Below are 12,225 nucleotides of genomic sequence, written 5' to 3' on the forward strand. Positions count from 1 at the left end.
GTCCTACTTAAGGTCGGGGTTTTCGGCATAGACCTCGTCGAGGAGGCTCAGGTCGAAGATCGCGTCCGCGGTGGTGTCGTAGCCGGCGAGCTTGAGGATCTCGATGTTCTTGTCCATCAGCTCCTTGGACACAGTGAAGAGGCCGTTGCTGTCCGTCTCCGGCGTGGCAATGAGCTTGGTGTTCTGGGCTTCCGCCTGGCCCTTCTCCTTGGCCATGGTCAGGCCCAGCTCCTTGCCGTAGACCTCAACGGCAAGCCGCGCCGATTCCGCCGGATCGGCCAGGGCATCCTTCCAGCCCTTGATGGTGGCCACCAGGAACGCCTTCAGCTCCGGCCTCTTGTCCTTGATGGATTCCTCGGTAACCACGAAGCTTTCGGCAATGAAAGGCAGGCCGTTGTCCGCGAACGGCAGGACCGCCGTCTTGTGCCCGCCCAGCTCAAGCGTGAGCACCTCATTGGTCAGGTACGCGAAGAAGCCCTCGACGTCGCCGTTCAGCAGCGGCTGCGGATCGTACTGCACCGGTACTTTGGTGACCTTTGACGCGTCGATCTTGTTGACCTCCAGCAGGGCATCGAACAACGTTTCGTTGACGCCTGCCTGGACTCCGATCTTCTTGCCGATGAGGTCTTCCGGGGCGGTGATGGAGTTGGCCGCCAGCGACACGATGGTGAACGGGTTCTTCTGATAGGTGGAGCCGATGATCTTCAGCGGCGCACCCTCGTTGAGGACCACCGGCGCAACGCCCACCGGCGAGGAGGTGCCCACCAGGGCTTTGCCGGACAGGACCATGGTCTCCGCCGATGCCCCGCCCGGGCCGCCGGCAATCAGGTTGACTGCGCTAAAGCCCGCGTCCTTGTAGTAGCCCTTGCTGTCGGCAAAATACTCACCGGCGAATTCCGCGTTCTTCAGCCACGAAAGCTGGACCTCAAGCGTGCCGAACTCGGCGGCCGCCCCGGAAGCCGTACCTGAAGCGGCCGGAGCCGTCGCGCCGGATTCGGCTGCGCAGCCGGTCAGCGCCACCAGGGCGGCCGACGAAAATCCTGCCAGCACCATCCGCCGCGATGGGCGCAGCGGTCCTTTGTCCGAACTGAAAGCCGTCATTATCTACTCCAAATCGGGAGGCGGTCACGTGTGAAAGCGGCCCCCGGGGGCCGTCTGGCACCGACACTATGGAACGGTTGTTTCAGGAATCTGCTTGAGCCGTTTCAGCGAAGTTAACTGTCACTTAGATGGGGGCTGGCGCGATCGACGTCGCGCGGCGGGGAAATGAGGTCGGAGCGTGGTCCTATAACCCTCGGAGCGTATGGTTGAAAGCGGAAGAGCCCCGGTCCTAAGACCGGGGCTCTTCCATTTGCGTGCGCGAGGGGGGATTTGAACCCCCACGCCCTTTCGGACACTGGCACCTGAAGCCAGCGCGTCTGCCGTTCCGCCACTCGCGCGCAACTTCTTTCACTGGAAAGGAAGCCCGTTATCCGGACTGCCAACCTCGTAAAAGCAGCGAGATCAAGCATAACGGACAACCACGGCAAAACACCAATCGGCCTTCCGGGCACCCTGCAGGCCGGAATAATCCCGCCGGTCAGGCGCGTGGATCCGCCAGTGCGGAGACGCCGGAAGACCCTGGCCGGCTCAGCCGCCCGTGAACTAATCTCCGCGCCCCGGCGTTGTGCATTAAGGTCATTCACAGCCCCGGCCAGTAGTATCAGATGTAGGAGTGCCCGTCCCCGGCGCACTCCCGGCAATGTTGTGAACTGAGTTCCGAATCGTGTGCTGCCCCGCAGCCGTAGGGAGAGGAGAGGTGCCATGGGAATGCTGGACAAAGTCGAGCGCGGCATCGAAAAGGCCGTCCGCGGTGTCTTCTCCACCGGTTCGAAGGCCCAGGTTGAGCCTGTGGAAATCGCCAGCCGGCTCCGCCGGGAAGTTGACCACAAAGCCATCACCGTCGCCGCCGGACGAACACTTGCCCCGAACGTTTTTGACGTCCGCCTCAGCGAGGACGACTTCAAGCGGGCCCAGGAATGGGGCACTCCCCTGGCCGAGGAACTCTGCGACGTAGTAATCAACCACGTCAGAAGCCAGGGCTACACGCTCCGCGGCTCGGTCCGCATTTCCTTCCGCCGCGACGAGGAAATACGCGCCGGTGACTTCGAGATCGATTCGAAAACAGAGAACGCCTCCGGTTCCGCCGCAGCCCCGCCGATGCCGCGGAACAACGTGCCCGCCGCGCCGAGCCGCCAGCCCGTCCGCCTTCAGCCGGTCCTGGACATCGACGGCCAGCGCTATTCGCTCAATGCAGCCTCCATCGTCCTCGGCAGGTCATCGGAGGCTGACATCCTGGTGGACGACACCGGAGTTTCACGGCGCCACCTCGAAATACGCACCACAAACGGCACCACAGAAGCCGTAGACCTGGGATCCACCAATGGCAGCTACGTCAACGGACACAAGGTTGTCGGCAGCGTCGACCTTACTGACGGCTCCACCATCACGATGGGACGGACCAAAATCATCTTCCGCCTTTTGCCCGCCGACTCCGGTGGCCGCCCGTGAGCGAACTGACCATTACGGCCCTGCGCTTCGGATTCCTCCTGTTGCTGTGGGTCCTCATCTTCAGCATCGTGTCTGCCATGCGACGGGACCTGATGATCGGCAGGAAGGCGGCGATGGGTGCTCCCACCGCCCGCCAGGTACGCAAGCACCCTGAACTGGCAGAAACGGCACCGCCTCCCGCGAAGCAGCAGGCCCGCCAGCTGGTTGTCACGGAAGGTCCGCTCAAAGGCCACACCATTCCACTGGCAGATAGCCCCATCCTCCTGGGCCGTGCACAGGAGGCCACGCTGGTCCTTGAAGATGATTACGCTTCGGGCCGGCACGCCCGGCTGTTCCCGCAGGGCAGCCGTTGGTTCATCGAGGATCTAGGCTCGACCAACGGCACATACCTGGCCAATCAGCAGCTCACCCGAGCGCTCCCGGTGGAGCTCGGTGTCCCCGTGAGAATCGGCAAGACGGTCATCGAATTGAGGCCATAGCCGTGGCCGTCCCGGAAACTCCCGCCGACAAGGGCCCCGCCCCGACGCGGCCGCTCATCATGCGCTACGCCGCCCGCTCGGACGTGGGACGCATCCGCGCCAAAAATGATGACTCCGCCTATGTCGGCCGGCACCTGGCGATCGTGGCGGACGGCATGGGCGGACACGCCGGGGGTGACGTGGCCTCCGCGGCCACCGTCCTGGACATGCTGCACCTGGACCATGGTCATTACGACGGCGACGCCGGGACCGTGCTGGCGGACGAGATCCAGACCGCCAATTCCCTCCTGTCTGAACTCGTGCACATCAATCCGAAGCTTGCCGGCATGGGAACCACCGTTACGGCCCTCCTCCTCGCCGAAGGAAAACTGCACTTCGCCCATATCGGCGACTCCCGCGCCTACCGCCTGCGCAACGGCGAGTTCAAGCAGATCAGCGTCGACCACACCTTTGTCCAGCGGCTTATCGACGAAGGCCGTCTGCGCCCCGAGGAAGCGGAAACCCATCCGCATAAGAACGTCCTGATGCGGGTCCTGGGCGATGTTGATGCCAGCCCCGAACTCGACCTCGCAACCCTCGACGTTGAACCCGGCGAACGATGGCTGCTCTGCTCCGACGGCCTGAACTATGTGGCGGGACACGTCGTGGAACGGACCGTCCGCGAAACCAAGGATCTGCGCGAATGCGTCGAAACCCTTGTGGACCTGACCCTTGAGGCCGGCGCACCGGACAACGTCACGGTGGTCATGCTCGAAATCGCCGAACAGACGCCCGACGACGTCCGCACGGCCGCTGTAGAAATCGTTCAGCCACCGGCCGGCAGCACAGATGCGGCAAAACCCGCCGCCCTGGCCGGGACGCCGGCAGCATCCCCGGAGGACACAAAGCCCACGCCCGCCGGAGAGGCCGCCGGGGCCGTCCCGGCTGCCGCCGCCGGGGCGGATGCCACCCCGGGGGCGGACGCCGCTGCGGCCTCCGGGGACAAACCGGCCGCACCCGGGGCGGACGCCGGGGCTGCCGGCGAAGCCGGCAACGACGACGCCGGCCCGAAGAACCCCTCCAAGACTGGTGAACCCACCACCACCACGGACCCGCATCTGGGCGAGCACCTGTCGGCCGCCGTACTCCGCGAGGAACTTTCCACGCGTCCGCATGAACTTGTCGGAGCAGCCGCTGCCGCCGCCGAATCCGGGTCGATTCCAACCATCGCCGGCCGGACTGTCGCACGCCGCGCAGCCACAGTCCTCACCCACAAGTCGGATCAGGGCCGCGAGGAAACCGACGAATACAAGCCGGCCGCCAAGCCGCGCCGTTGGGTCACCATCGCAACGGCCGCCGCACTCCTGGTCATCCTGAGCGTCGGTTTGTGGCTCGGGTATGCCTGGACTCAAACGCGCTATTACATCGGCGAATACGACCAGCGGGTTGCCATCTTCAACGGCGTGTCGCAGCGGCTGGGACCCATCCAGCTCTCCACGCTGGAGACGGTGACGGACATCCGCATGTCCGACCTTCCGGAATTCTCGCAGCAGCGGGTCCGCCAGACCGTCCCGGCACGCGACCTCTACGACGCACAGCGGATCGTCAAGAACCTCGATCTGACCGGCACAACATCGCCGGCGGACGAATGCGCCAGCCCGACGGCCACGCCGTCAACCGCTTCGCCGTCCGCATCGGGCGCCGAGCCTGCACCAAGCGGCACCGCGGCACCGCCCGGAACCGCCAAGCCATCCGCCACGCCCAGCCCGTCCGCCAATACTTGTGAGGAGGCCAAATGACGCAGATTGAGGCCACCCCCAAGCCACGACGGAATACCGAACTGGCACTCCTGGTCCTGGCTCTTGCCGTGGGCATCGGCGCCAACGCCCTCGTCGGCGTTGACCAGCAGAAAGCCTTCGACTCGGACTTCTGGTTCCAGTCCAGCCTGCTCGCTGCGGCCGCGCTCGTCTTCCATGTGGTGCTTAGGATCCGGGCAAAATATGCCGACCCGGTAATACTTCCCCTGGTCGTTGCTTTGAACGGCCTGGGGCTGGCGATGATCCACCGCCTGGACCGGGTGGGCGAGGACACCGGCAACAACCAGCTCCGCTGGACCCTGATGGCCATGGGTGTGGCCATCGCCGTCATCTGGTTCCTCAAGGACCACCGGATCCTGCGCCGGTTCACATATATTTCCCTTGCCGTGAGTGCCCTGCTCCTGATTCTGCCGCTCGTACCGGGCATCTCCGCGGGTGAGATTCTCGGCGCCAGCGTGTGGATCAAGATCGGCCCGATGACCTTCCAGCCGGGCGAAATTGCCAAGATCACGCTGGCCATATTCTTCGCCGGGTATCTTTCGTCCAACCGGGACCTCATCCTTTTGGCAGGCCGCAAGATCGGGCCGCTCCAGTTCCCGCGCTTCAAGGACATGGGACCCATGATCACCGCGTGGCTGGTGAGCATCGGGGTTCTCATTTTCCAGCGCGACCTCGGCTCGTCGGTGCTGTTCTTCGGACTTTTCATCGTGATGATCTACGTGGCCACGAGCCGGATCAGCTGGGTGATCATCGGTGTGGGACTGCTGCTCGGCGGCGGCTTCGTTGCCTCCCGGGTCTTCTCCCACGTGGGGCTCCGCATCGACGGCTGGCTCAACGCCTTCACGGACGAGGTGTACGGACGCCAGTACGGCGGCAGCCTGCAGATCGTCGAGGGCCTGTTCGGCATGGCCAACGGCGGCCTCGTGGGTACCGGACTCGGCCAGGGGCGGCCGAACCTGGTGCCGTTTGCCAACAGCGACATGATCATCGCCTCCTTCGGCGAGGAACTCGGCCTGATCGGCCTCTTCGCCATCGTGCTGATGTACCTGCTCCTGTTCACGCGGGGTTTCCGTGCAGCACTGGGCACCCGGGATGCTTTCGGGAAGCTGCTGGCCTGCGGGCTGTCCTTCGCCATCGCCCTGCAGTGCTTCGTGGTGATCGGCGGCGTCACGCGCCTGATCCCGCTGACCGGGCTCACCACGCCGTTCCTGGCCGCGGGCGGGTCCTCGCTGCTGGCGAACTGGATCATCGTTGGCCTGCTCCTGATGATTTCGCACACCGCCCGCGGTCCGGTGGACACCACGCCCATGCCGCAAGGCGCGGAGCCCGGTGAAAAGAAGCCTGCTCCGTCTTCCCCGCCGCGGCCGGCCAAGCAGCCGGGCCGTCAGCCTTCCTCCGCCCATCCCGACGCGCCAACTGAAGCGGTGAAACAACTGTGAACCACGCAATTCGGAATTCATGGATCGCCGCGGTAGCCATGTTCGCGCTGATCTTCGGCGCCCTCAGCTATGTCCAGGTGGTGGGTGCCGATGAACTGCAGGCAAACCCCTGGAACAAGCGTGCAATCCTGCAGAACTACTGCAACGACCGCGGCGCCATCATCGTCGGCGGAAAGCCCATCGCGCAGTCCGTCGCGGCATCGGAAAGCTGCAAATTCCAGCGGACCTACACGGAGCCCGAACTGTATGCCGGCATCACGGGATATTTCTCCAAGAACTACGGTGTCACCGGGCTGGAAAGCGCGCTGAACGAGCAGCTGGCCGGCAGCTCCGACCAGCTCTTCCTGGACCGCATCGGCCAGTTGTTCCTCGGCAACCAGCCCAAGGGCGCCTCGGTTGAACTCACCATTGATCCGGCGCTCCAGAAGCTTGCCTACGACTCCATTCCGGACGGCCAGCGGGGCTCCATTGTGGTGACGGACCCGAAGACGGGCAACATTCTGGCCATGGTGTCCAAACCTTCGTACGACCCGAACCTGATCGCAACGCAGGACGCTGATGCCGAGGCGGCGAACTACAACGAGCTGAACAAAATCCCTGGCATCAACCTGAACCAGAACGTCAGCGGCCCCACCGGCGCGCTCCTGGCGCCGGGTTCCGTCTTCAAGCTCGTCGACACGGCGGCGGCGCTCAGCTCGGGCAAATACAACAAGGACAGTGTCCTGCCCAACCCCGCCGAAATGAGCTTCCCCGGCATCCAGTACAAGCTGCCGAACTACGCCGGCGGCAACTGCTACACCCAGAACACGGCGAGTTTCGCCTTTGCCCTGCAGCAGTCGTGCAACACTCCGTTCGCAGACATCGCCCGGGACCTGGGCCAGGAAGCCATCGCCGATCAGGCCGCCAAGTTCGGCTTCGGCGAGGACCTCGGCGACCAGCTGAAGCTGGACTACGCCAAGAAGGCCTTCCCGGCGGAGCAGCTGGACCCGGCCGGGCTCGCACAGTCCGCCATCGGCCAGCGCGATGTTCGGGCCACGCCGCTGCAGATCGCGCTGATGACCTCGGCCATCGCCAACGGCGGTGTCCAGATGCAGCCGAACCTGATCAAGACCGTGCGGTCACCGGACCTGCGCATCATCAGCGAACCGAAGCCCGAAGTCCTCCGGACGTCCACCAGCCCCGAGATTTCGCGGCAGATTACCGAGTGGATGACCAGCGTGGTCAGTGAAGGCATCGGCCGCGGGGCCGCCGTTCCCGGCGTCCAGGTGGCCGGCAAGACCGGTACTGCCGAGCTGGGAACCGACGGCTTGAACAACTCATGGTTTACGGGGTTCGCCCCGGCCAACGACCCGCAGGTGTCGGTGACCATCGTCATGCAGGGCGTGGACATCACTACCGGCGCACAGCTAACCAGTCCGAACGCGAAGAAGATTTTTGAGGCGGTGTTGAATAAGTGAGGCCTACATCGGGAATCACCCTCGGCGGGAGATTCCAGCTGACCACGCGTATTGCGATTGGCGGGATGGGAGAAGTCTGGAAAGCCAAGGATCTTATCCTTGGCAGGATTGTCGCCATCAAGGTGCTCAAAGAGGAGTACACGGGCGATCCCGGGTTCCTCCAGCGCTTCCGTGCCGAGGCGCGCCACACGGCGCTGCTGAATCACGTCGGCATCGCCAATGTCTTTGACTACGGCGAAGAAGAGGGCTCGGCCTACCTCGTGATGGAGCTGGTCCCGGGCCATCCGCTGAGCAGCATCATCGAGCGCGAACAGGTGCTGTCCCCGGACCGTACGCTGTCCATGATCGCCCAGACTGCCCGCGCCCTGTCCGTGGCCCACTCACAGGGCCTGGTGCACCGCGACATCAAGCCCGGCAACCTGCTGATCACCCCGGACGGCCGCGTCAAGGTGACCGACTTCGGCATCGCCCGGCTGGCGGACCAGGTCCCGCTGACCCAGACCGGACAGGTCATGGGCACCGCCCAGTACCTCGCACCGGAACAGGCCACCGGCCAGACGGCCACGGGCGCCTCGGACATCTACTCCCTCGGCGTCATCGGCTACGAGTGCCTCACGGGACACCGTCCGTTCTCCGGTGAATCGCAGATCGCCATCGCGCTTGCCCAGGTGAACGACGCCCCGCCGCCCCTTCCCGAAACCCTGCCGACGCCGGTACGGGCCCTCCTGATGTCCATGCTCGCCAAGGACCCCAAGAACCGCCCGGCCAACGCCATCAAGCTGTCCGAGGCAGCGGAAGCCATCCGTAACGGTGACATCGCCGCTGCGCACGCCGCCGTCCCCGGAATGCTGCTCTTCGAGGCGGCCACGGGGCCGATCACCGCGCCGGTGGATATCCCCACCGCCGCAACCGGCGTCATCGAATCCCCTGAAAAGGACAAATCGACGACGACGACTTCCGCACTTCCGGTGGTTGGCGCCGCCGGCGCCGGCGCTGCAGCCGGGCTCGCGGCAGGAGCGGCAGCTGCCGCAGCCACGGGTCCGCACAGCACGCTGTCACGCGCCGACGCCCTGGCCGCGCAGCGCAGCTGGGACCAGGAAGAGGAGCAGGACCGCTACGACGAACCGGTGGACGAACCGCAGCGCAAGGGCCGCAGCCCGTGGACGTGGCCGCTCATCGCCCTGATCGTGCTCGTCCTGTTCGCGCTGATAGGTGTCATGCTCACGCAGGCCGGCATCTTCTCCCCGTCCGGCCCGGCCGAGTCTTCATCGACGTCGACCAGCGCCAAACCCACCAGTCGGAGTGCCTCGCCGACGTCCACGTCGGCCAGCCCCACAGCCTCGAGCGCGAGCCCGACGCCCACGCAGTCCACTCCGGAAACCATCAACCTGATCCCGGATGCCTACCTGGGCCAGCCGTACAACACCGTCCGCAGCCAGCTCGTGGGCATGGGGCTCACCGTCAAGGGTGACCCGGTGTTCAGCGACAAGCCGGAGGGAACGGTCACCAACATCGAACCGTCCGGTCCGGTGGCTCCCGGCGAGACCATCACCGTCACCTATTCCAAGGGCCAGGAACCGGCCCCGGAGTCCTCTGTGCCCGCGATCGGCGTAGGCAGTTCCGAGTCGCAAACACAGAAGGCCATCGAGGACGCCGGTCTGCGTTGGGTCAAGGGGGCGGATGTTCCCGGCAGCGCCGGGCAGCAGGCCGGGACCTTCGTCAGTTCGGAACCGGGCGCCGGCAGCAAGGTGCCCGCCGGGTCCGTCGTGACGTACCACCTCGCCCAGGAACTCCTGCCCACCCCCACCACGTCGACGTCGAACTAAGGCGCACAGTGCCGGACTCACCCCGCCTCCCGTCGCACAGAGAGGACAGCCTTCCAGTGAATACCCAGCGCGTCCTCAACGGACGGTACGAACTCGGTGAGCTGATTGGCCGCGGCGGCATGGCAGACGTCCACCGCGGCGTTGATACGCGGCTCGGCAGGACAGTGGCCATCAAGCTGCTGCGCCCGGATCTTGCCCGGGATCCGCAGTTCCAGGCACGGTTCAAGCGCGAAGCCCAGGCCGTGGCAGCCTTGAACCATCCTTCGATTGTTGCCATTTACGACACCGGTGACCACGCGGTGCCGGGCGGCCCCGAGGACACCGTCCGCGTGCCGTACATCGTGATGGAATTCGTGTCCGGGAAGACCCTGAGGGATCTGATCCGCGCGAAGGAAGTCAGCATTGACCATGCCATCGACTTCACCCTGGGCGTGCTCTCGGCCCTCGAGTACAGCCACCGGGCAGGAATCGTCCACCGGGATATCAAGCCCGCGAATGTGATGTTCTGCGAAGACTCGGACACCATCAAGGTCATGGATTTCGGGATTGCCCGGGCCATGGCTGATTCGTCCGCCACCATGACCCAGACCCAGGCCGTGGTGGGCACCGCCCAGTACCTGTCACCGGAACAGGCCCGCGGCGAAACCGTGGACGCCCGCAGCGACCTGTACTCAGCGGCCTGCCTGCTGTATGAAATGCTGACGGGGCGGCCCCCCTTTGTTGGCGATAGTCCCGTTTCCGTCGCCTACCAGCACGTCCGTGAGATTCCGGGACTGGCCAGCAGCCTCAACCCCGAGGTATCAGAGGCCCTGGACAGCGTGCTGGTCAAGGCCCTCCAAAAGAACCGGGCCGACCGTTTCCAGGACGCGGCCGCGTTCCAGCGGGCCCTCCGGGCGGCACGCAACGGCGTCTCCGTGCCGGACGCGGCGGCGGGCGAGGAACCGACGGACGCCAACAACCCGGCCGCGGAGCGGACGGCGCAGGCCGCCCCCTACGCGCTGACGGGCGCTGCGTTCCTTGACGATTCGCCCAGCGGCCGGCTCCGGCCGCTCAATGACACACTCGGCGACGACCAGGCGATTCCCGCCCAGGTTTACGAACCTTCCGAATCCAACGATCTTCCGCTCGGCTTCCCGCCCGAACGTGAGCGGACCCCGCGGCAGAAGTCCCGCCGTCGGACGTGGATTGCCACCTTGGTCATTTTCACCCTGCTGGTCCTGGCCGGCGGCGGCCTCTGGCTGTACAACATGATGAACCAGCCGCCGCCTCCCGTGGCGAAGGTCGACGTGCCCGCCGTATCGGCGCTCACCGAATCCGAGGCGCTGCAACGGCTGTACAACGCGAGGCTGAGCCCTCAGATCAACAGGCTGCCGCACGACACCATCACCAAGGGAACGGCCATCGGCACGGTCCCGGCAGCCGGTACAGCGATGGAACCCGAATCGAAAATAACCCTGAACATCTCCGACGGCCCCAGCGCCGTCAAAATCCCGGCTGACCTGCCGGGACGCACGGAAGCTGCTGCCCGGGACGTCCTGCGGCAGATTGGCCTAGCGGGCGCCCCCGGCACCACCATGGCGAACAGCGCCACGGTGCCGGCCGGAATCGTGATCACCACCAAACCTGCTCCGGGCGAAACCGTCCCCGTCGGAACCACCGTGGAAATCGTGGTGTCCACCGGCAAGGTGGCCATGCCCGAACTCCGCGGCCTGCCCAGGGCGGAAGCAGAGACGGCACTCAAGAACCTTGGCCTGGGGATCGACGTGAAGGAAGTCGAGAACTCCGAAGTTGAAGCCGGCAAGGTGACAGAGCAGAGTGACGCGGTCAATGCGCTGGTGGAGCAGGGCAAGACCATCGGCATTGTGGTTGCCAAGGCGCCGGCGCCCAAGCCCACACCGACCCCCACGCCTACGCCTACCGAGACCGGCCGCAACCGCGGCTAGGCGCGGCGCCCCGGCACCGGGCCCCAGCCGTCAGTTGGGTGCCGTTAGTGCTGGATGAGCGGGCTCAGTTTGGCGGCCCGCTCCGCTGCGCCGGTCATGCCGAGGGATTCCAGCCAGTTCCCCAGCATCTGGTATCCGCCTTCGGTGAGGACCGACTCCGGATGGAACTGCACGCCGCAGAGCGGTGCCGTCCGGTGCTGCAGGCCCATGATCACGCCGTTCGCTGTCTGCGCGGTGATCTCGAGGACGTCGGGGATGGTTTCGCGGACAGCAGCCAGGGAGTGGTAGCGCGTGGCCGTGACAGGGGAGGGGAGTCCGGCGAAAACGCTGGCTCCTTCATGCTCCACGAGGGATGTCTTCCCGTGCATCAGTTCCGGGGCATGCGTCACCGTGGCGCCGTAGGCCTCAGCCAGCGCCTGGTGCCCCAGGCAGACGCCGAACATCGGCTTGCTGTGGCTGCCGCACCATTTGATCAGGTCGATGCAGACGCCTGCCTCCGCGGGGGTGCCGGGACCGGGAGAGATGAGGACGCCGTCGCGCGCGTCCGCCATCTCTATTGCCTCGGCGAGGGTGACGTCGTCGTTGCGGACCACCGTCGTCTCGGCGCCGAGCTCCTGGAGGTATCCCACCAGGGTGTAAACAAAGCTGTCGTAGTTGTCTACGACCAGGATCTTGGTGGCGCTCATTGTCGAGTTACTAAACCAATCGTTGAGTCGGTGAACTGTGTGAACTGTG

General features: G+C 65.3%; 9 protein-coding genes and 1 tRNA gene. 7 read left to right on the top strand and 3 right to left on the bottom strand.

Translation table 11 applies throughout. The features are described 5' to 3' along the window. Positions 1-3: 3 nt before the first annotated feature. Positions 4-1,101 (bottom strand): ABC transporter substrate-binding protein, encoded by a 1,098-nt coding sequence (locus PV761_RS11625; RefSeq protein ID WP_028272347.1) that lies wholly within the window; start codon positions 1,099-1,101, stop codon positions 4-6. A gap of 255 nt (positions 1,102-1,356) precedes the next feature. After that, positions 1,357-1,439: transfer RNA gene (locus tag PV761_RS11630), tRNA-Leu, on the bottom strand. Between the two features lie 364 nt (positions 1,440-1,803). Between PV761_RS11630 and PV761_RS11635 the strand changes: the two genes are divergently transcribed. From PV761_RS11635 to pknB, 7 genes are read left to right on the top strand one after another with little or no spacing between them, the layout of a single operon-like run. Next, complete coding sequence (locus tag PV761_RS11635) at positions 1,804-2,550, top strand: DUF3662 and FHA domain-containing protein (RefSeq protein WP_028272346.1); 747 nt, start codon at positions 1,804-1,806, stop codon at positions 2,548-2,550. Beyond that, positions 2,547-3,029, top strand: coding sequence for an FHA domain-containing protein (locus tag PV761_RS11640; protein ID WP_011689896.1), 483 nt, complete (start codon positions 2,547-2,549; stop codon positions 3,027-3,029). Before PV761_RS11635 ends, PV761_RS11640 begins: the two co-directional genes overlap by 4 nt. A gap of 59 nt (positions 3,030-3,088) precedes the next feature. After that, positions 3,089-4,807, top strand: a complete 1,719-nt coding sequence (locus PV761_RS11645; RefSeq protein WP_347896936.1) for a protein phosphatase 2C domain-containing protein — start codon at positions 3,089-3,091, stop codon at positions 4,805-4,807. Next, positions 4,804-6,264: an FtsW/RodA/SpoVE family cell cycle protein gene (locus PV761_RS11650; RefSeq protein WP_347896879.1), complete on the top strand. Its 1,461-nt coding sequence runs from the start codon at positions 4,804-4,806 to the stop codon at positions 6,262-6,264. Before PV761_RS11645 ends, PV761_RS11650 begins: the two co-directional genes overlap by 4 nt. Beyond that, positions 6,261-7,721, top strand: a complete 1,461-nt coding sequence (locus PV761_RS11655; protein WP_028272343.1) for a penicillin-binding protein 2 — start codon at positions 6,261-6,263, stop codon at positions 7,719-7,721. The genes PV761_RS11650 and PV761_RS11655 overlap by 4 nt, the downstream gene beginning before the upstream one ends. Then, positions 7,718-9,547, top strand: a complete 1,830-nt coding sequence (locus PV761_RS11660; protein ID WP_347896882.1) for a protein kinase — start codon at positions 7,718-7,720, stop codon at positions 9,545-9,547. Before PV761_RS11655 ends, PV761_RS11660 begins: the two co-directional genes overlap by 4 nt. 56 nt (positions 9,548-9,603) lie before the next feature. Next, entirely contained in the window at positions 9,604-11,490 is a 1,887-nt protein-coding gene (gene pknB / locus PV761_RS11665) for a Stk1 family PASTA domain-containing Ser/Thr kinase (RefSeq protein ID WP_347896884.1), read from the top strand. 44 nt (positions 11,491-11,534) lie between these two features. Here the strand turns inward: pknB and PV761_RS11670 are convergent, their stop codons facing one another. After that, complete coding sequence (locus PV761_RS11670; protein ID WP_028272340.1) at positions 11,535-12,176, bottom strand: aminodeoxychorismate/anthranilate synthase component II; 642 nt, start codon at positions 12,174-12,176, stop codon at positions 11,535-11,537. Positions 12,177-12,225 lie beyond the last annotated feature (49 nt).

Source organism: Arthrobacter sp. CC3, from assembly GCF_039907775.1.
In the GTDB taxonomy this organism is placed as follows: Bacteria; Actinomycetota; Actinomycetes; order Actinomycetales; family Micrococcaceae; genus Arthrobacter.

Bases quoted from the DNA above. Each gene is read 5' to 3' on its own strand.
- PV761_RS11625 (WP_028272347.1), bottom strand. From the start codon at position 1,101: ATGACGGCTTTCAGTTCGGACAAAGGACCGCTGCGCCCATCGCGGCGG.
- PV761_RS11635 (WP_028272346.1), top strand. From the start codon at position 1,804: ATGGGAATGCTGGACAAAGTCGAGCGCGGCATCGAAAAGGCCGTCCGC.
- PV761_RS11645 (WP_347896936.1), top strand. From the start codon at position 3,089: ATGCGCTACGCCGCCCGCTCGGACGTGGGACGCATCCGCGCCAAAAAT.
- PV761_RS11650 (WP_347896879.1), top strand. From the start codon at position 4,804: ATGACGCAGATTGAGGCCACCCCCAAGCCACGACGGAATACCGAACTG.
- PV761_RS11670 (WP_028272340.1), bottom strand. From the start codon at position 12,176: ATGAGCGCCACCAAGATCCTGGTCGTAGACAACTACGACAGCTTTGTT.